Here is a 19,218-nt window from a genome sequence, read left to right as displayed (position 1 = left end):
GATCTGAGATTAAACCTGGATTCGGCAGTTGGACGCGCCCGAGCAGGTCGTCATCGGGTGCGCTGGCAAGACGTGAGGACGCGGCAGGCTCGTGCCTGCAAGAACGAGCAACGCCGCCAGCGTGCCCGAGGGCGGCCTGATCGGGTGCGTAGCGCTCTCAGCCGCAGCCGGCCGCCCAAACAGGTGAGCGTTATCGGAGCATCGAAATTGAGTGTCCACGCGGCTTTCTTGGAGATTGCAAGCGGTCAACTGCCGGATCCAGGTTAAATGACCTTGGCACGCATCAAGTCGTTGCTGCTCAGTGCGCCGCAGAGCTTTCCGGTCTCGTCCAGGACCAACAGCACGGTCACACGATTCCTCTCCATCATGTCAGCTGCTTCGGCAGCCAGGGCTGTCTGGCTGATCACCAGCGGGTGAGGACGCATGACTTCACGCGCCGTGAGCGTGCGCAGGTCGCGTCCGGTTTCCACCAGCCTGCGCAAATCTCCGTCGGTAAAGATGCCGAGCACCTGATTTTCTTCATCCACGATGGCGGCCGCGCCCATTCCCTTGTCAGAAATTTCGCGCATCAGCGCGCTGAACAAAGCTTCGGGCGCAGCACGCGGAACGTCGCTGCCGCTTCGCATGACGTCGGCCACACGGGTCAGCAAGCGCCGGCCGAGTGATCCACCGGGATGCGAACGCGCAAAATCCTCGGCCTTGAAGCCACGCGCATCCAACAATGCAACGGCCAAGGCATCGCCCAGCGCCATTTGCGCGGTCGTACTGGCGGTGGGTGCAAGGTTCAGCGGACAGGCTTCTTTCTCGACCCCGCTGTGCAGCACAATGTCGGCGTAGCGGGCCAGGGTAGATTGGGTGTTGCCGGTCATGGCGATCAGCGGCGCGCCGAGGCGTTTGACCAACGGCAGGATGGCGGTGAACTCGGCGCTCTCTCCACTGTTGGAAATAGCCAGCACCGCATCCGCCGCCTGGATCATGCCCAAGTCGCCATGACTGGCTTCTGCTGGGTGCACAAACATGGCCGGCGTACCGGTAGAAGCCAGCGTAGCGGCAATCTTGCGGCCGACATGGCCGCTCTTTCCCATGCCCATCACCACCACCCGACCGGAGGTTTGCAGCACGAGTTTCACCGCTTGGGCGAATCCGCCATCCAGCTGGCTTTTAAGGCCCAGCACGGCGGCGGCTTCGATATCAAGCGTTTCATGGGCCAGGCGCACGGCCTGGGCTGGATCGAAGGACATAGGGGGGATTTTATAGATCAGCCTCTCCAAGGTGCTTGAAAGTGCGCGAAAGTGATTGAAAGCAAGCGCGAAGATGACTCAGGAGGTGCCTGATTTCGATATAGCATCGCGTATGAGCGCATTGGAACTCGCCCTGGTGTACCTGTTGGCCGCCGTCCTAGGAGTGGCTGCATGCCGCTGGCTCAAGCTGCCGGCAATTTTGGGTTACCTGGTGGTGGGCGTGCTGATCGAGCCTCACACACTTGGCCTGGCATTCGGCCAAGATGCAGAAAGTGTCAAGCATCTGGCCGAGTATGGCGTGGTGTTCCTCATGTTCGTCATCGGGCTCGAATTCAACTTGCCCAAGCTGCGCGCCATGCGCAGGCACGTCTTCGGCTTGGGGCTGGCGCAGGTCGCGCTGACCATGGCAATTGCCACCACGGCCTCGATCGTGCTCGCCAGTGTGGCGGCAGCGCAGTGGAGCATGAGTTGGCAATCCGCGCTCGCACTTTCCAGTGCATTGGCCATGAGTAGCACTGCCATTGTCGTCAAGATGATGGCCGATCGACTGGAGCTGGAGTCCGAACACGGTCAGCGTGTCATGGGGATACTGCTGCTTCAGGATCTTGCGGTGGTGCCCCTCCTGGTGCTGATTCCTGCCCTGAGCGCCAACCCGGAACGTCTTTTCAGCGCGCTGACGCTGGCAGGCCTGAAAGCTGCACTGTTGATCACCTTGCTCCTGGCCGGCGGTCAGAAGGTGATGCGCTGGTGGCTTACTCTGGTAGCCCGCCGACGCAGCGAAGAGCTCTTCATGCTCAACCTGCTGCTGATGACGCTGGGCCTCGCCTGGCTCACGGAGCGCGCCGGCCTGTCACTGGCACTGGGCGCTTTCATCTGCGGCGCGCTGATCTCCGAAACGGAGTTCAAGTATCAGGTGGAGTCGCAGATCAGACCCTTTCACGATGTGCTGTTGGGCCTGTTTTTCATCACGATCGGCATGCTGCTCGACTGGCGGCTGGTCCTGTGGCAGTGGCCCCATGTGCTCGTGCTGCTCATCATGCTGGTGTTGTTCAAGCTGGCGCTCATCGCGAGTCTGGCGAAATGGCTGGGTGCCAGCGCGGGCGTTGCCCTGCGAACCGGCCTTTACCTGGCTCAGGCCGGTGAATTCGGTTTCGTCCTGCTCACGCTCAGTCGGCGCGAAGGTCTGCTGGCGCCGGAGTTGTTCAACCCGGTGCTGGCGGCCATGGTGCTATCCATGCTGGCGACACCCTTCATCATCATGGCCAGCAACCGCGTCGTCATGCGGCTGGTCGCCAGCGAATGGCTGCAGCAGTCGGTTCAAATGACCAACATCGCGCGCCAGTCGATCAATACCAGCGGCCACGTCGTCATCTGCGGCTATGGCCGTTCAGGCCAAAATCTGGCGCGCCTGCTGAAGCAGGAGGGCATACCCTACATGGCGCTGGACCTCGACCCCGATCGCGTCCGTCAGGCCGCAGCGGCGGGCGACATGGTGGCCTATGGCGACGCCGCCCGGCAGCAAGCACTGGTAGCCGCTGGCCTGGGACGAGCCAGTGCCGTGGTTCTCACCTATCTTGACCAGCACAGCGTGCTGAACGCACTGGCCACCATCCGCCGCCTGGCTCCCCAGCTACCGGTAATTGTGCGCACCTACAGCGACCGCGACCTGGAGAAGCTACACGCCGCAGGCGCCACCGAAGTGGTGCCAGAGGCGGTGGAGGGCTCGCTGATGCTGGCAAGCCATGCCATGGCGCTGATGGGCGTACCCGTGCGCCGCGTGATCCGCATCGTGCGTGATCAGCGAGACGCCCGCTACCGACTCTTGCGCGGCCACTTCCATGGCGCCGACGATGTCAGCGAAGACGAAATGCAGGAAGAGCGTCTGATGACCATCACCTTGCCCCCGCACACGCCCAAAGGCCTCCAGTTGAACGAAGCGCTGGTAGACGCCGGCGACGTCCACATCGTGAGCCTGCGCCGCCAAGGTCGCGTTTACCCCGTTGTTGCAAACGACACGACTCTCGAGGCAGGCGACACGCTGTTGCTCTCCGGCAAGGCCGAAGCTCTGGCGGCAGCGGAGCGGCTATTGATGCGATGAACGTCGGCGTTCAATATTCTCACGACTGGCCGAGGCGGGGCACAATCATGGTCATGAGCACACAGCCCACTACCGATTACCTGCGCGATCACATCCGCACCGTCCCCGACTGGCCGGCGCCCGGCGTTCAGTTTCGCGACATCACCCCCCTGCTGCAGGACCCCAAGGTTTTCCGGGTGCTGATCAAAGCCTTCGTGGATCGTTATAAAACTCCGGAACTCCGCCCGGACGTTGTGGCAGGGCTCGACGCCCGCGGTTTCATCATCGGTGCCGTGGTGGCCTATGAGCTCCAGGTTGGTTTCGTGCCGGTGCGCAAGAAAGGCAAGCTCCCTTTCACCACAGTGCAGGAAACCTACGAGCTCGAATACGGCAGTGCCACGGTAGAGCTGCACACCGACGCCGTGAAGCCTGGCGACCGGGTCTTGCTGATCGATGACCTGATTGCCACCGGGGGCACCATGATGGCCGGCAGGAGGCTGCTGGAAAAACTGGGTGCCACAGTCATCGAAGGCGCTGCCATTGTCGACCTGCCTGAGCTAGGCGGTTCCGCGCGCCTCAAGGAATCAGGGTTGCCGCTCTTTACGCTGGTGGACTTCGCGGGGCATTGAACTTCGCCGTTCGGTCTGCAAGATCACATCCCGCATCGTTTCGCACAATCCACCCAGGCCAAGTTGGCGTTTGCCGACGCCACCGTAATCCCCCCTGGGACCGCCAAGCTCCAGCTTGGCATCTTCCACCCTCCTCAGACCCCACAAAGAGCCGAGCTGGAGCTCGGCGATCTCAGGTCATCCTTGTCCCAGCTCAAACCGCCCTGAAGCCGCGCAGAGTTCGCACAGCCCCCTGGGACCGCCAAGCTCCAGCTTGGCATCTTCCACCCTCCTCAGACCCCACAAAGAGCCGAGCTGGAGCTCGGCGATCCCAGGTCATCCTTTTCCCAGCTCAAACCGCCCTGAAGCCGCGCAGAGTTCGCACAGCCCCCTGGGACCGCCAAGCTCCAGCTTGGCATCTTCCACCCTCCTCAGACCCCACAAAGAGCCGAGCTGGAGCTCGGCAATCCCAGGTCATCCTTTTCCCAGCTCAAACCGCCCTGATGCCGCGCAGAGTTCGCACAGCCCCCTGGGACCGCCAAGCTCCAGCTTGGCATCTCACGCCCTCCTCAGACCCACAAAGGGCTGAGCAGGAGTTCGGTATCTAAAGCCCAGTACGTCGACCCTCGGTCATCCAGGAAGTTCGCTCACCCAATCGCCATGCGCTGGACCATCTCCACTCATGCGACAGCTCCACAAGACCTGCCTTGACTGGGTTCTGGTGAACATACTCCACAACGGCTCTCAGGTGCGCCTCGTTCCGGATGTAGCGATCCCAGTAATCCCGCATCCAGAAGCGTGGCCCAGGGATGGTTAAAGCCAGCCGATCCTTTGTTTCCATCGCACGGCGCGCAACAAACGATTTCCAGGATTGAACGATACGGCCCAGATCTGCCAGAGGCTCAAGCACCACATGCACATGGTTGGGCATGATCACCCAACATATCAGCCGATAGCGCTCACCGTCAAAATGCATCAGCGCATTTTCAAGAGTCTCGGCAATTGCAGGATGCTGTAGCGCACAACATCCCATGCCGGAGTCCAGCCAACTCTCGATTTGCATTCGTCGCACCCGGTAATGCTCATCTTCACTAAGCTCTTTCAGGTCCAGCTCCAGTTGCCGCAATTTCTCTTGCGGCAATGAGTCGGCCAGGCGGAACGTGACAGACTGGAGAACCCCCTGCGCGTCGAGGTGCGGCACATAGCCGCGCGAATACCAACCTCTAGATCTGCCAATTTGCGGCCTGGCACCTGTGCCCTCAGTTGGCGCCACCGATGCCGAGCTGGAGCTCGGCGATCCCAGGGCAGACCTCACTTCTCCCAATTCAAATCGGACCACAGAATCCAACCCATTCCTGATACAACACTGATACAACAAAAATCCACGCGAGCAAGCCCTCTTCCTGGGACCGCCAAGCTCCAACTTGGCACTTCCCGCCCTCCTCAGCCCCACCAAGAGCCGAGCTGGAGCTCGGCGGTCCCAGGGGAGACCTCACTTCCCAATGCAAAAGCGCGAAAAAATCACGCCCAGCAGGTCATCTGCCGTGAATTCGCCGGTAATCTCGCCCAACGCGTTTTGAGCCAGGCGCAATTCCTCAGCCAGCAAGTCGAGCATAGGGGCTAGGCCATTCAGGTGACTGATGGCTTCTTCCAGGTGAGCCGCGGCCTGGGCCAAGGCCTGCAGATGGCGCTCGCGGGCAATAAAGACACCTTCACCCGCACCTGCCTGCCAACCCACCACTTGCAACAGACGTTCGCGCAGCTTTTCCAGCCCTGCACCAGTGCGGGCGGAAAGCGCGATGGCGTCTGGCGGAAGTGACGCCTGCTGAGCGGCGTCGCACTTGTTCCAGAGGTGAATTACAGGCACTGAAGCAGGCAGCTTGTCGGCCATGGCCTGAGCAATGATCGCATCTTCTGCAACATACTCAGGCAGATTCACCCGCGTAAGATCGTGCAGCATGAGCACCGCGTCGGCGGATGAAATGTGCGTCCAGGCGCGCTCAATGCCCAGGCGCTCCACTTCGTCGCTGCTCTCACGCAAACCCGCCGTGTCGAGCACGTGCAGCGGAACGCCTTCAATCTGGATCGTTTGCTGCACCACATCGCGCGTGGTGCCGGCAATCGGCGTCACAATGGCCAGTTCAGCGCCGGCCAGCGCGTTCAGCAAGCTGCTCTTGCCCGCGTTGGGCTGCCCGGCAATCACCACCTTGATCCCTTCACGCAACAACGCTCCTTGGCGCGCGCGTGCCTGTACGCCCGAAAGCGTCTGCCGCAAATTCAACAACTGCCCGTTCACATCGTGCGCCGAGAGAACATCAATCTCTTCCTCTGGAAAATCGAGCGTAGCCTCGATCAACATGCGCAAATGAATCAAGCCATCGGTAAGTTGATGGATTTCTCGTGAAAACTCCCCGGCCAGCGACCGGCTCGCCGAGCGCGCCGCGCTCTCCGTGCTGGCATCAATCAGGTCCATGACGGCCTCCGCCTGAGCCAGATCAAGCTTGCCATTCAGGAACGCACGCTCTGTAAACTCGCCCGGACGCGCCAAACGCAGACGGGGTAGACGCGCATCACCCGTGGCCGAGTCGGCCTCCGCCGCCGCCTTCAGGCAACGCTGCAAAAGCAACTGCAACACCACAGGGCCGCCATGCGCCTGCAGCTCCAGCACGTCTTCGCCGGTATAAGAATTCGGCGCCGGAAAATGCAGCGCCAGCCCGTGATCGATCGGGGCACCATCTGCCTCCAGGAACGCCCCGTAGGTCGCCATGCGCGGCACCAGCGAGCGCCCGCAAATTGCGAAGGCCAAGGACGTTACATCGCGCCCTGACACGCGCACGATACCGACGGCACCACGACCGGGTGCAGTGGCAATCGCGACAATAGGATCAGCTGTTGAAATCGGCATGGCATGATTGTCCGCGACACGCTCCACTTTATTGTCGCCATGAGCCTTATCCTTTTCACCAACGTCCACGTGCTCGACGTCCGGCACGGCAGGCTTCAGGAAAATCACCACGTCCTGGTCGAGGGCGATACGATCCGGGAGGTCTCCGATCGGCCTCTCACATCGGCCAGTGCTCGCGTGATCAATGGCGGCGGACGCACCCTGATGCCGGGGTTAATTGATTGCCACGTGCACACCACGTTTTCCCAGACCAATCTGGGACTGCTCGCTCAAACTCCCAACACTACGCTGGCTTTGCGTGCACTGCCCATTCTTCGCGGCATGCTCAGGCGGGGCTTCACGACGGTGCGGGATGCCGGAGGAGCCGATTACGCATTGAAGGCCGCATTAGAAGACGGGATGTCCGGCACGGTGCTGGGCCCACGCCTCTTCGTGAGCGGCCCGGCTCTGAGCCCCACCGGAGGCCACGGTGACTTCAGGCCGCGCAGCGACCGTTTGCAGCCCGTCGGATGCGGCTGTCAGCGCCTCGCGTCCACCCGGGTGGTCGATGGCGTTGACGCCGTGCGCCTTGCAGTGCGCGAGTTGCTGCAGATGGGCGCAGACCAGATCAAGATCATGTCTTCCGGCGGTGTCGCCTCTCCCACAGACCCCGTAAACGCTCTAGGCTACTCGGTGGAAGAAACTCGGGCCATTGTCGACGAAGCGGCCGCGCGCCAAACATATGTCCTTGCCCATGCCTACACACCCGAAGCCATACGCCGCGCAGTGGAATGCGGTGTGCGGACCATCGAGCACGGCAACCTGATCGACGCGCCAACCGCCAAGCTGATGGCCGAGCATGACGCTTATGCCGTGCCTACGCTGATCACCTACGAAGCCCTGGCACGAGATGGCGTCAGATTAGGCCTGGGCGCGGAAAGCGTGGCCAAAATCGAGCAGGTACGCGCGGCCGGCCTGCATTCCCTGGAGATCTTCCGGGCAGCTGGCGTCAAGCTCGCTTTCGGCACCGACCTACTCGGGGCATCGCACAACTTGCAGAGCGAGGAATTCCTCATCCGCGCGCAAGTACAAACTCCCGCCGAAGTACTTCGCAGCGCTACCCTCATTGGCGCAGAAGTCCTGGGCCGGAGTGGTCGTCTCGGCGAGGTCACCCCAGGCGCCATGGCCGACCTACTACTGGTCGACGGCAACCCTCTGCAAGACCTGACATGCCTCGCCGGCCAAGGTGAGCAAATCGCGCTAGTGATGCAGGGCGGGCATATTCGTGTTGGCTCGCTGGCGGCATAGGCACCTCACCACCGAAACAGGCCGCCAATCAACTTCCTGCCCACTTGCGGAGTGCGAAGTGAAGCAGAGCAGCACCAAGTGCAACGAAGCGCCTCATTCGCAGGCACTCGCGGAGCTGGCTTCGCCAGGCCGCTGGGTGCGTCCCCCTGGGGGAAGGCGCGTAAGCGCCTCAGGGCAGCGACCCGACCTCTTACGCCAACGCCCATCGTAAACGGCCACCATAGACTGAGAACGAAGCAAACGGCCGCGGAGCAGGCCAACCCATAGGCTGCCGCGGAGCGGCTTGGCCCGGCCGCTGGCAGCGTCCCCCTGGGGGAAGGCGCGTGAGCGCCTCAGGGCAGCGACCCGACCTCTTACGCCAACGCCCGTCGTAAACGGCCACCATAGACTGAGAACGAAGCAAACGGCCGCGGAGCAGGCCAACCCATAGGCTGCCGCGGAGCGGGCTTGGCCCGGCCGCTGGCAGCGTCCCCCTGGGGGGAAGGCGCGTGAGCGCCTCAGGGGGTGCCTTATTTCTTCGTGGTCCAAGTCACCATAGGACGATCGTCCGCACGGTGCACGGTGGTCACGCCCTTACGCATGGCCCACGGGCGTATCTGGTCGTGCAGCGGCAGGTAGTTGTAGTCGTCCTTCACGATCTTCAGCGCCTCGTGGATCATGCCGTCGCGCTTCTTGGTGTCCATTTCCACCTTGATCTGCTGGATCAGCGAGTCCAACTGCGGGTTGCTCATACGACCGCAGTTGAAGTTCCCAGCCGCACCGCCCTTCGGATCGACCGTGCTCATGAGGGAATCGAGCGAGTAGAGTGCGTCGAACGTAGCCACACCCCAGCCCAGCATGTAGGCACTGACATCGAACTTCTGGATCTTGGCTGCGTGAATCGACATCGGATTGGTCTGCAGCTTGGTCTTGACGCCAATGCGCGTCCACATCGCGGTCACGGCCTGGCAAATGGCCTCATCGTTCACATAACGATCATTGGGGCAGTCGAGCGTCAGCTCGAAGCCATTGGGGTAACCTGCTTCCGTCAGCAATTTCTTGGCCGCTTCGACGTCATACTTGGCTGCGCGGGCGCCAAGCTGCGGCGTCCAGCCATTGACCATAGGGGAGATCATGGTTCCCGTGGGCTTTCCAAGGCCGCGCATGACCGTCTTTTCAATAGCCGCCATATCCACTGCCTGGTACAGCGCCTGCCTCACGCGCTTGTCCTTGAGCGGATTCTTGCCTTTGACGCCGGGCAGCTCATCGCGGAATTGATCGAAGCCGAAGAACATGGTGCGGTTCTCGGCGCCCTCAATCAGCTTGATGTCAGGGTTACGCTTGATGCGCTCCAGATCCTGCACCGGAGGATCGACCACAAAATCGACCTGGCCAGAGATCAGCGCTGCTGAGCGGGTAGCGGCTGATTTGATGGGAGTAAACACCACTTCGTCAATGTTCCCCTTCGGCTTGTCCCACCAGTCGGGGTTCTTCTTGAGCGTGGTCTTGGTGTCAGGCTGCCAGGCCACCAGAATGAAAGGTCCCGTGCCGTTGGCGTTACGCGCAGCGAAGCTTTCTTCCTTGGCCTTGTAGTCCTGCGCCTTGACGGCGTTGTTCTTTTCCGCCCAGGCCTTGTTCATGATGCGCGCCTCAACCAACTCGCGCAGCACCACAGGACTTGGCCCCTTGAGAATCACGTCCACGGTGTGATCGTCGACCTTCTTCACCTCTTGCACACTCTGGGCGGCCGAGGTCAGGTTGGAAGGGGGGTCATAGTACGTGTGATGGAAAACACGACGTCGTCGGCCGTGAAGGGCGCACCATCATGGAATTTCACGTTCTTTCGCAGCTCGAAACGCAACTGGGTCGGTGTGATGAAGGTCCACTTGGTGGCCAGCGACGGTTCAATCTGGAACTTTTCGTCGTAACGCACCAGGCTTTCATAGACCAGCTGCTGATACGCCAGCGTGGTCTGGTGGTTCTGCCCTTGCGGATCGAAGGTCAGAATGTCGTTGGCACCGGCAATGCGCAACGTCGCGGCCTGAGAAAGGGCGGCTGTCGCCAAAGCTGCCACTACCAGCGCATTGCGCGCAAAAGAAATGCGAGCCATGGATAGTCCTTCAATTAGTTGTAAACGACCATCCTAAAAAATACGCGCGTCCCGCACCATAGTGTTTACACCTGTTCCATCTCTCCAAACGCACGCTATAGGATTCAGTCAAAAATAAAAAGCCTGCTGAAAAGCAGGCTTTTTATTAGGTTTGGCTCACGCCGTACCGGGCAGCGCCCGGCCATCTTCAGAATTTCGGCAAATTGAACTGCGGTGGCACACCCATGCGAGTGTTGATGATCCACTGCTGCGCAATAGACAACAGGTTGTTGGTAATCCAGTAAAGCACCAGGCCCGCCGGGAAGAAGAAGAACATCACACTGAAAATCAGCGGCATGAACCACATCATCTTGGCCTGCATGGGGTCTGGCGGCTGCGGGTTCAGCGCAGTCTGCAAGAGCGTGGACAAGGTCATGATGACGGGCAGAATGAAATACGGGTCCTTGATCGAAAGATCGTTGATCCACAAGATCCATGGCGCGCCGCGCATTTCCACGCTGGAAAGCAGCACCCAGTAGAGCGCAATGAACACTGGGATCTGGATCATGATCGGCAAGCAGCCGCCCATGGGGTTAACCTTCTCCTCACGGTAGATGCGCATCATCTCCTGCTGCATCTGCTGCGGTTTGTCTTTCAAACGCTCGCGCATTTCCATGATCTTGGGGTTGATGGCCTTCATCTTGGCCATGCTGGAATAGGCCTTGGCATTGAGCCAATAGAAGGCGATCTTCAGCAGCACGACCAGCGCCACAATGGCCCAGCCCCAGTTACCAATTACCCCGTGCAGCTTGTCGAGAAGCCAGTAGAGTGGCTTGGACAAAATGGTCAGCCAGCCATAGTCCTTGACCAGCTCCAGCCCCGGAGTGATGCTCTCCAGCATCTTCTCTTCCTGCGGGCCGACGAACAAGCGCGCGCCGAACGTCTTGGACGCACCTGGTGCCACCTCTCCCACAGGCGCGATCATGCCAGCCGAATAGAGATTGGTATCCACCTTGCGAGCAAAGTTCTCGTGCGTCGTCTCGTTACCGAATATCCATGCGCTGGCAAAATAGTGCTGCACCATGGCCACGTAGCCATCAGGCGACGACTTGACGAAGTCTGCCTTGTTGTTTTCAATGTCCTTGAATTCAACCTTCTGGTATTTCTTGGCGTCCGTGTAGAAAGCCGGGCCCGTGAAGGTCGAGTAGAACGACGACTCTCCTTCAGGAGCATTACCATCGCGCACCAGCTGCACATACACCTGCGGTGACACTGCCGCACCGCCCACGTTGACAACCTCGTGCTTCACGTCGATGACATAGGAGCCACGCTTGAGCGTGTAGGTCTTGACCAGCTTCACACCGCCAGATACGGCCGACTCGAACCGCACGACCAGTTCATTCGCGCCATCGGCCAGCTGCTTATCGCCGCTGAACACCATGGGTGTCTTATGGTTCGGGAAGGATCCACCGATCAGCCCGGACTGTGCCTGATAAACACGGTTGGCGCTGTCATCCATCAACACCAGGGGCTGATCAGGCTGACCTTGCTCGGTGTACTTGAGGAACTCGCTCTTGATGACCGACCCGCCTTCGGTGTCGAAGACCAGCTTCATCACGTCGGTGGTCACTTCGATGCGCTCTCGAGCTACCGCAGCGGCTGGTGCCGCAGGCGCGGCGCCGCCGGGCACTAGCGCACCGCTGCTGCCGGAGGCCGCAGGCAGCGCTCCACTACTGGCTGGCACGGCAGCCGACGCCGGAGGCGCACTGCCCGTCGCCGTGGCCGCGGGTGCGGCAGAAGGAAAGAAGGTGGCCTTGCGTCCGTTGTGGACCTGCCACTGATCCCACAGGAGGACCAGCGAAAAACCAAAGACCACCCATAAGATGGTGCGGCGAATATCGTTCATGAAGAATTCCTGGGCGAGGCGCCGGTCAGTCGGGTGAACAGGCGTGGGGGCTCGTCCGGCACCGGGTCGCAGCCGCCCGCACACCATGGCTGGCAGCGCGCCAACCGGCGCAAGCAAAGATAGCTGCCGGCCGCCGCACCATGGCGCTCAAGCGCCTCGATGGTATAGACCGAGCAGGTGGGCTCGAAGCGGCAAGCCGACCCAAGCCAAGGCGAAAGCAACAGCCGGTAGGCCTTGACGACGCCAATGAGCAGATTGCGCATCACTTGCGCCCCCTGGCGAACAGCGAAAGCAACTCGGCGCGCACGGCACGCCGGAGCGCCTCTGAAGTAGCACTCGGGAACTGAGCTAGCGAAAATGCGGCGCGCAGGCGCACCAGATACGCCCCAGCGGCCAGCGGAGGAGCAAGATCTTCAGCCACGGCGTAGATTTGCCGGCGGATGGCGTTGCGCGTGACGGCGCGACGCGCCCAACGCTTGGGCGCCATGGCGCCTACCCACACAGCGTCGACCGGCGAAAACAGCGTTTGCGCAGGATCGGTCGGGAGCGTCGTGGGAGCATTCAGCCGGTGCAGGGCGAAATGCTGCGTTCGAGCCACCGCAGGACCACCCAGCAATGCTTGGAACTGCGCACGGGTGCGCAAATGCCTGGGACGCATGCGTGTTCACGCCACCCGCGCCTGATTGCACAAGTGCAGTCGGAAACACCGGGAGAGGTGCCGCCGAAAGTGCCGCCGCGAGGGCCGCAAAACTTAGACAGCCAGGCGCTTGCGGCCCTTGGCGCGGCGCGCATTGATGACCGCACGGCCACCGCGCGTTTTCATGCGAACCAGGAAACCGTGAGTGCGCGCGCGGCGCGTCTTCGAAGGCTGATATGTGCGTTTCATGACAAATTGTCCTTTAATTGAATCAAAAAGAAGCGGGGAACGGGCACCCGAAATAGCAACCTGAAGGCACCCTTGCGGGTATTCGAGCACACGCTAGCGGGGCTTACGAGGCCCCCAGAGAAATTCATTCAAATTCATCTGTTTGCGCGCCTCGCGCTTTCCGCAGCCGCTCTCCGAGGTTGCCATTCCACGACCGCCGACCAGACATTGCAGACATTGCCATAAGCTCACAAAGCAATCACAGAGCCAGCAAGCGAAACGACGATCAAAAAGCAATCCAAAAGCAGCAGCCCAAAGGCAGCACCTACTTCCTGCCGGCCTCTCAGCCACTGCAAGAAAACCCTGCATTATCGCAAAGTTTCGCCAAAACCCCAAACCCGTCGGCGCGTGAACTCATCCGGGCGCGAACTTCCTGCTCTCGCCTCTTGTGGATAACCCCCTCGCAGACTACAATCTGCAGCCGCATTCGCGGGATCTTATCCACAACCGGATCCTTTCAATGTACGAGCCTTCTTCCGCCGGCGTGACCCCTGAATCGCCGTCGGACGCTGCCTCTTCTCTTTGGCCTGCCTGCCTTGATGTGCTGGCCCAAGAGTTACCCGAGCAGCAATTCAACACCTGGATAAAACCCTTGGCCGTTCAGGTCGAGCCAGATTTTTCGCGCCTCATTATTTTTGTTGCTAACCGCTTCAAACTGGATTGGATCAGAGCTCAGTACTCTGGCCGCATCTCCGAATTGCTGGAGCAACTGCACGGCGAACCCATACAGATTGAGTTAGCACTTACTCAGCGCGCAGCCCCCGTAAAACAAGGCGCTTCCGACCCTGTCAGGCGCCTTGGAGTCAACGCGCAGCCTTCGTCCGAGCCGCCGCAGGCGCCCCCGAACCTGAGCCGCCACGTGGCGGGGCCCGTAGCCGCCTCAACTCGGCATTGACCTTCGAAACCCTCGTCGAAGGTTCAGCCAACCGCATGGCCCGCGCCGCCGCTTTGCACGTCGCTGGCTCTCCTGGCCGCCTGTACAACCCACTGTTCATCTATGGCGGCGTCGGCCTTGGCAAGACCCACCTGATGCACGCAGTGGGCAACAAGCTGCTCGCCAGCCAGCCGGACGCCAAAGTTCTCTACATCCATGCCGAACAGTTCGTGTCGGATGTGGTCAAGTCCTACCAGCGCAAAACTTTCGACGAATTCAAGGAACGGTATCACTCGCTCGATCTGCTTCTGATCGACGACGTCCAGTTCTTCGCGAACAAAGATCGCACCCAAGAGGAGTTCTTCAACGCCTTCGAGGCCTTGCTGACCAAGAAGAGCCACATCGTGATGACCAGCGACACCTACCCCAAGGGGCTGGCAGACATTCACGAACGTCTGGTTTCACGCTTTGATTCCGGCCTGACGGTGGCGCTGGAGCCACCAGAGCTGGAAATGCGTGTTGCAATTCTTATCAACAAGGCTGCCGCCGAAGGCACCGAAATGCCGGAAGAAGTGGCCTTCTTCGTCGCCAAGAACGTTCGCTCCAACGTGCGCGAACTCGAGGGCGCGCTGCGCAAGATCCTGGCCTATTCGCGCTTCAACCAGAAGGAAATCTCCATCCAGTTGGCACGCGAGGCCTTGCGAGACCTGCTTTCCATCCAGAACCGCCAGATCAGCGTCGAGAACATCCAGAAAACGGTGGCCGACTACTACAAGATCAAGGTGGCCGACATGTACAGCAAGAAGCGCCCCGCCTCCATCGCGCGGCCACGCCAGATCGCCATGTACCTGGCCAAGGAACTGACCCAGAAGAGCCTACCGGAGATCGGCGAGTTGTTTGGGGGGCGCGACCACACCACGGTGCTGCACGCGGTGCGCAAGATCGGCGGCGAGCGCCAGCAACTCACGGAACTGAATCAGCAGTTGCACGTGCTGGAGCAAACGCTAAAAGGCTAAGCCCAGCCCCCTGAAACCGGACCATCGAGCCGCCTTCAAAAAGCGGCGACAATACGAGTTGTTTCCAGGGTCGGCGCCAACATATCATTAGATTGCGCCACCTTCATCATCACAACGCCAATACGTGCCATCACCGAGGAAGACATGATCGTTCTGAAGACCACCCAAGACAAACTTTTGGCCGTGCTTCAGTCGGTCTCCGGTATCGTCGAACGCCGCCACACGCTTCCGGTGCTAGCCAACGTGCTGCTCCGCAAGAACGGCGACCAGATCCAGCTGACCACGAGCGACCTCGAGATCCAGATCCGCACCACAGCCGAACTGGGTGGCGACGAAGGCAGCTTCGCCACCACCGTAGGCGCGCGCAAGCTGATCGACATCCTGCGCACCATGCCTGCCGATCAGGTAGTGAGCCTGGAAACCAATCAGTCCAAGCTGACGCTCAAAGGAGGCAAAAGTAAGTTCACCTTGCAGTCTCTGCCTGCGGAAGACTTTCCCCTGGTGCAGGAAGCGCCAAGCTTTGGGCCCGCATTCAGCGTGCCGCAAAGAACCCTCAAGGGCCTGCTGGATCAGGTGGCGTTCGCCATGGCAGTGCACGACATCCGCTACTACCTGAACGGCATTCTGTTCGTCGCCGAAGGCAAAGGGCTCAGCCTGGTGGCCACCGACGGCCACCGCCTGGCTTTTTCCAGCGCCACGCTGGAAAACGAGGTCCCCAAGCAGGAAGTGATCCTGCCACGCAAGACCGTCATCGAGTTGCAGCGCCTGCTGTCCGACGCCACCGTTCCCGACGACGCACAAGCGCCCCTGATCGAAATGCGCTTTGCCAGTAATCAGGCCAGGTTCAGCTTCGGCGGCATGGAGTTCGTCACCAAGCTGGTAGAGGGCAAATTCCCCGACTACAACCGCGTCATTCCCCGGAATCACAAAAACAGTGTCACCCTGGGCCGTGCGCCGCTGCTGGCCTGCCTGCAGCGCACCGCCATCCTGACCAGCGACAAATTCAAGGGCGTGCGCCTGAATATCGAACCCGGAACCTTGCGCGTAGCGGCCAACAACGCCGAGCAGGAAGAAGCCGTCGACGAACTCGACATCGACTACGGCGGCGACCAGATCGAGATCGGCTTCAACGTGACCTATCTGATCGACGCCCTGTCCAACATGAACCAGGAAATGGTGAAGCTCGAGCTACAGGATTCGAACAGCTCGGCACTGCTCACATTGCCTGACAACGCCAATTTCAAGTATGTCGTGATGCCCATGCGCATTTGATACCCACCGAATGCCCATGCTCATCCACATGTTGACGCAAATATCTCACGCTACAGCGTGATACCGCTATTTATTTTATAGCGTTTAATACAGCGAACCCGCCAGCATAGGCGGGTTTGACTTTCAGCGAAAGAAGACCGCAGATGACCGACTCCAGCCCTCAGCAAGACCGCCCGGAAACTGCCCCCGTGCGGGCCGTGGAAAGCTACGGCGAAGGCTCCATCCAGATCCTGGAAGGGCTGGAAGCGGTGCGCAAGCGTCCAGGCATGTACATCGGCGACACGAGCGATGGCACCGGCCTGCACCACCTGGTGTTCGAGGTGGTAGATAACTCCATTGACGAGGCGTTGGCCGGCCATTGCGACGACATCGTCGTCACCATACACACCGACAACTCCATCTCGGTCACCGACAACGGCCGCGGGATTCCTACCGGGGTCAAGATGGATGATAAGCACGAGCCCAAACGCTCGGCGGCCGAGATCGCCCTGACAGAACTGCACGCTGGCGGCAAGTTCAACCAGAACAGCTACAAAGTATCAGGCGGTTTGCACGGCGTGGGCGTCTCCTGCGTGAACGCGTTGTCGGTCAAGCTGCGCCTGACTGTGCGGCGCGACGGAAAAAAACACGAACTCCTGTTCAGCCGCGGCATCGTGCAAGACCGCGTCCTTGAAACCGTGAACGGCGTCGAGATTTCGCCCATGAAGATCACCGGAGACACCGACAAGCGCGGTACCGAGGTGCATTTTTTGCCAGACAGCGAGATTTTCAAAGAAAACGCTGATTTTCACTATGAAATCCTGAGCAAGCGCCTACGTGAGCTCAGCTTCCTGAACAACGGCGTGCGCATTCGGCTGAAGGACGAGCGCAACGGCAAGGAAGATGATTTCTCCGGCGCCGGTGGCGTCAAAGGCTTCGTCGACTTCATCAACACCGGCAAGCGCGTGCTGCATCCGAACGCCTTCCACGCCACCGGCACCCGCCCCGCTGAAACTTATGGCGGCATCCCCGACACCGAGATCGGCGTTGAGGTTGCCATGCAGTGGAACGATGGTTACAACGAGCAGGTTCTCTGCTTTACCAACAACATCCCGCAACGCGACGGCGGCACCCACCTCACGGGCCTGCGCGCAGCCATGACGCGGGTCATCAGCAAGTACATCGACGCCAACGACCTGGCCAAGAAGGCGAAGGTTGAGGTCAGCGGCGACGACTTGCGCGAGGGGCTGACCTGCGTGCTCTCCGTCAAAGTGCCCGAGCCCAAGTTCTCCAGCCAGACCAAGGACAAACTGGTTTCCAGCGAAGTACGTGCGCCGGTAGAAGACATTGTCGCCAAGACGCTCACCGAGTACCTGGAAGAGCGCCCCAACGACGCCAAGATCATCTGCGGAAAAATCGTGGAAGCGGCCCGTGCCCGAGAAGCCGCCCGCAAGGCCCGCGAAATGACCCGCCGCAAGGGAGCACTTGACGGCTTTGGCCTGCCCGGCAAACTGGCCGACTGCCAAGAGAAAGACCCGGCCCTGTGCGAGATCTACCTTGTGGAGGGCGACTCCGCAGGCGGCTCAGCCAAGCAAGGGCGCGACCGCAAGTTCCAGGCCATCCTGCCTCTGCGAGGCAAGATCCTGAACGTGGAGCGTGCACGATACGAGAAGCTTCTGACCAGCAACGAAATCGTCACCCTGATTACGGCATTGGGTACCGGCATCGGCAAGACCGCAGCAGATTCCGGCAAAAGCGCCGTTGACGATTTCAACATCGGAAAACTGCGCTACCACCGCATCATCATCATGACCGACGCCGACGTGGACGGCGCGCACATTCGCACCCTGCTGCTCACGTTCTTCTATCGCCAGATGCCCGAACTGGTGGAGCGCGGCCACATCTACATCGCACAGCCTCCGCTCTACAAAGTGAAGGCCGGAAAAGAAGAGCTTTACCTGAAAGACGGTGCTGCCCTCGATGCCTTTCTGCTGCGCGTGGCCATGAAAGATGCCAGCGTATTCACCGGCACCTCCGCCAACGGTACGCCACCGCAAACCCTCACCGGGGACACCTTGGCGGAACTGGCGCGCAAGCATCAGGTGGCAGAGGCCGTTATCAATCGCCTTTCGGCGTTCATGGACGGCGAAGCCTTGCGTGCCTTGGCCGACGGCGTAGCCCTGGATCTTGACACCGTTGAAGCCGCTGAAGCCAGCGCTGTAGCGCTACAGGCTTACCTTCGCGCGCAGCAAGCCAGCAGCACCCCGGCTGAAGTCTCCAGCGAGTTCGACGTTCGCACCGACAAACCAATTCTGCGCATCAGCCGCCGTCACCACGGCAACATCAAGAGCAGCGTCATCACCCAGGACTTCGTGCACGGCGCCGACTATGCTGCCCTGTCCGAAGCCGCTCAGACCTTCCGCGGCCTGCTGGGCGAAGGCGCCAAAGTGTCGCGTGGTGAGGGCGAGCGCGCACGCGAGGAACGTGTCAGCGACTTCCGCGAAGCGATGGCCTGGCTCATCAGCGAAGCCGAGCGCACCACCACGCGCCAGCGCTACAAGGGCCTGGGTGAAATGAACCCCGAGCAACTCTGGGAAACCACCATGGACCCCGAAGTGCGCCGCCTGCTGCGTGTGCAGATCGACGACGCCATTGAGGCAGATCGCGTGTTCACCACCCTGATGGGTGACGAAGTCGAACCGCGGCGACAGTTCATTGAGACTAACGCGCTGAGGGCGGCCAATATTGATGCATAAAAGCATCTTCAGGTCGCAGGTGCCGTAAGGACTGCACCAAGTCCGTAAAAAGCTCATGAGAAGCCCGACTTGTTCCGGCTTTTTCTATGCTACGGACTCTTTTCGACCCGAAACGATACATCTGGCACAGTTCTGAGAATGGCTGCTTGAGACTGATTTTGACGAGCATGGCTGTCGACGAAGCGTCCTGTACCGGCTTAAAAGCGGCCGTTCGGTGGCGCTGTGCGAGGAGGCTGAAGCTTCCGCGGCTGCGAAAAGCATGGTCTGCGCGCAGGTCCTGTGAGTCGGGTTGCCCGTTCAACTT

13 protein-coding genes and 2 pseudogenes are annotated in these 19,218 nt (G+C 60.5%); 6 read left to right on the top strand and 9 right to left on the bottom strand.

All coding sequences use genetic code 11. The features are described 5' to 3' along the window. Positions 1 to 9: 9 nt before the first annotated feature. On the bottom strand, positions 10 to 219 hold the full coding sequence (locus tag AAAK34_RS02325; protein WP_431777698.1) for a hypothetical protein: 210 nt from the start codon (positions 217 to 219) through the stop codon (positions 10 to 12). A 44-nt stretch (positions 220 to 263) separates the two neighbouring features. Then, positions 264 to 1,241 (bottom strand): KpsF/GutQ family sugar-phosphate isomerase, encoded by a 978-nt coding sequence (locus AAAK34_RS02320; protein WP_231696566.1) that lies wholly within the window; start codon positions 1,239 to 1,241, stop codon positions 264 to 266. Positions 1,242 to 1,353: 112 nt separating this feature from the next. On the opposite strand from AAAK34_RS02320, the gene AAAK34_RS02315 reads away from it, so the two are divergent. Then, positions 1,354 to 3,339, top strand: coding sequence for a monovalent cation:proton antiporter family protein (locus tag AAAK34_RS02315; protein WP_231696565.1), 1,986 nt, complete (start codon positions 1,354 to 1,356; stop codon positions 3,337 to 3,339). A gap of 53 nt (positions 3,340 to 3,392) precedes the next feature. Next, on the top strand, positions 3,393 to 3,947 hold the full coding sequence (locus tag AAAK34_RS02310) for an adenine phosphoribosyltransferase (RefSeq protein WP_231696564.1): 555 nt from the start codon (positions 3,393 to 3,395) through the stop codon (positions 3,945 to 3,947). Positions 3,948 to 4,530: 583 nt separating this feature from the next. On the opposite strand, the gene AAAK34_RS02305 is transcribed toward AAAK34_RS02310, so the two are convergent. Both AAAK34_RS02305 and mnmE read right to left on the bottom strand, forming a co-directional pair. Beyond that, positions 4,531 to 5,127: an REP-associated tyrosine transposase gene (locus AAAK34_RS02305; protein WP_231696563.1), complete on the bottom strand. Its 597-nt coding sequence runs from the start codon at positions 5,125 to 5,127 to the stop codon at positions 4,531 to 4,533. Between the two features lie 291 nt (positions 5,128 to 5,418). Next, positions 5,419 to 6,831: a tRNA uridine-5-carboxymethylaminomethyl(34) synthesis GTPase MnmE gene (mnmE, locus tag AAAK34_RS02300; RefSeq protein ID WP_231696562.1), complete on the bottom strand. Its 1,413-nt coding sequence runs from the start codon at positions 6,829 to 6,831 to the stop codon at positions 5,419 to 5,421. Positions 6,832 to 6,870: 39 nt separating this feature from the next. On the opposite strand from mnmE, the gene AAAK34_RS02295 reads away from it, so the two are divergent. Continuing rightward, positions 6,871 to 8,118 (top strand): metal-dependent hydrolase family protein, encoded by a 1,248-nt coding sequence (locus AAAK34_RS02295; protein ID WP_231696659.1) that lies wholly within the window; start codon positions 6,871 to 6,873, stop codon positions 8,116 to 8,118. Positions 8,119 to 8,627: 509 nt separating this feature from the next. Here the strand turns inward: AAAK34_RS02295 and AAAK34_RS02290 are convergent. The 5 genes and pseudogenes from AAAK34_RS02290 to rpmH form a co-directional block, all read right to left on the bottom strand. Further along, positions 8,628 to 10,207, bottom strand: a pseudogene (locus AAAK34_RS02290) (ABC transporter substrate-binding protein). A gap of 187 nt (positions 10,208 to 10,394) precedes the next feature. Further along, positions 10,395 to 12,092, bottom strand: a complete 1,698-nt coding sequence (gene yidC, locus AAAK34_RS02285) for a membrane protein insertase YidC (protein ID WP_231696560.1) — start codon at positions 12,090 to 12,092, stop codon at positions 10,395 to 10,397. Next, positions 12,089 to 12,358, bottom strand: coding sequence for a membrane protein insertion efficiency factor YidD (gene yidD, locus AAAK34_RS02280; RefSeq protein WP_231696559.1), 270 nt, complete (start codon positions 12,356 to 12,358; stop codon positions 12,089 to 12,091). The genes yidC and yidD overlap by 4 nt, the downstream gene beginning before the upstream one ends. Beyond that, positions 12,355 to 12,750, bottom strand: a complete 396-nt coding sequence (locus AAAK34_RS02275; RefSeq protein WP_231696558.1) for a ribonuclease P protein component — start codon at positions 12,748 to 12,750, stop codon at positions 12,355 to 12,357. Before AAAK34_RS02275 ends, yidD begins: the two co-directional genes overlap by 4 nt. Positions 12,751 to 12,843: 93 nt before the next feature. Further along, positions 12,844 to 12,978, bottom strand: a complete 135-nt coding sequence (gene rpmH / locus AAAK34_RS02270; protein WP_005798102.1) for a 50S ribosomal protein L34 — start codon at positions 12,976 to 12,978, stop codon at positions 12,844 to 12,846. Positions 12,979 to 13,477: 499 nt separating this feature from the next. On the opposite strand from rpmH, the pseudogene dnaA reads away from it, so the two are divergent. The 3 genes and pseudogenes from dnaA (at position 13,478) to gyrB (ending at position 18,914) form a co-directional block, all read left to right on the top strand. Further along, positions 13,478 to 14,907, top strand: a pseudogene (gene dnaA, locus AAAK34_RS02265) (chromosomal replication initiator protein DnaA). 144 nt (positions 14,908 to 15,051) lie between these two features. After that, positions 15,052 to 16,179, top strand: coding sequence for a DNA polymerase III subunit beta (dnaN, locus tag AAAK34_RS02260; RefSeq protein ID WP_231696556.1), 1,128 nt, complete (start codon positions 15,052 to 15,054; stop codon positions 16,177 to 16,179). 143 nt (positions 16,180 to 16,322) lie between these two features. Further along, on the top strand, positions 16,323 to 18,914 hold the full coding sequence (gene gyrB / locus AAAK34_RS02255) for a DNA topoisomerase (ATP-hydrolyzing) subunit B (protein ID WP_231696555.1): 2,592 nt from the start codon (positions 16,323 to 16,325) through the stop codon (positions 18,912 to 18,914). Positions 18,915 to 19,218: the final 304 nt, after the last annotated feature.

The sequence above is a fragment of the Ottowia caeni genome (genome assembly GCF_050821495.1).
GTDB lineage: Bacteria > Pseudomonadota > Gammaproteobacteria > Burkholderiales > Burkholderiaceae_C > Ottowia > Ottowia caeni.
Note: the sequence above shows the minus strand (reverse complement) of the source record. Positions and strands in the feature narration are given on the sequence as shown.

Excerpts from the sequence above, each read along its gene's own strand:
- AAAK34_RS02320 (WP_231696566.1), bottom strand. The coding sequence starts at position 1,241 with ATGTCCTTCGATCCAGCCCAGGCCGTGCGCCTGGCCCATGAAACGCTT.
- AAAK34_RS02315 (WP_231696565.1), top strand. The coding sequence starts at position 1,354 with ATGAGCGCATTGGAACTCGCCCTGGTGTACCTGTTGGCCGCCGTCCTA.
- AAAK34_RS02310 (WP_231696564.1), top strand. The coding sequence starts at position 3,393 with ATGAGCACACAGCCCACTACCGATTACCTGCGCGATCACATCCGCACC.
- mnmE (WP_231696562.1), bottom strand. The coding sequence starts at position 6,831 with ATGCCGATTTCAACAGCTGATCCTATTGTCGCGATTGCCACTGCACCC.
- AAAK34_RS02295 (WP_231696659.1), top strand. The coding sequence starts at position 6,871 with ATGAGCCTTATCCTTTTCACCAACGTCCACGTGCTCGACGTCCGGCAC.
- yidC (WP_231696560.1), bottom strand. The coding sequence starts at position 12,092 with ATGAACGATATTCGCCGCACCATCTTATGGGTGGTCTTTGGTTTTTCG.
- AAAK34_RS02275 (WP_231696558.1), bottom strand. The coding sequence starts at position 12,750 with ATGCGTCCCAGGCATTTGCGCACCCGTGCGCAGTTCCAAGCATTGCTG.
- rpmH (WP_005798102.1), bottom strand. The coding sequence starts at position 12,978 with ATGAAACGCACATATCAGCCTTCGAAGACGCGCCGCGCGCGCACTCAC.
- dnaN (WP_231696556.1), top strand. The coding sequence starts at position 15,052 with ATGATCGTTCTGAAGACCACCCAAGACAAACTTTTGGCCGTGCTTCAG.
- gyrB (WP_231696555.1), top strand. The coding sequence starts at position 16,323 with ATGACCGACTCCAGCCCTCAGCAAGACCGCCCGGAAACTGCCCCCGTG.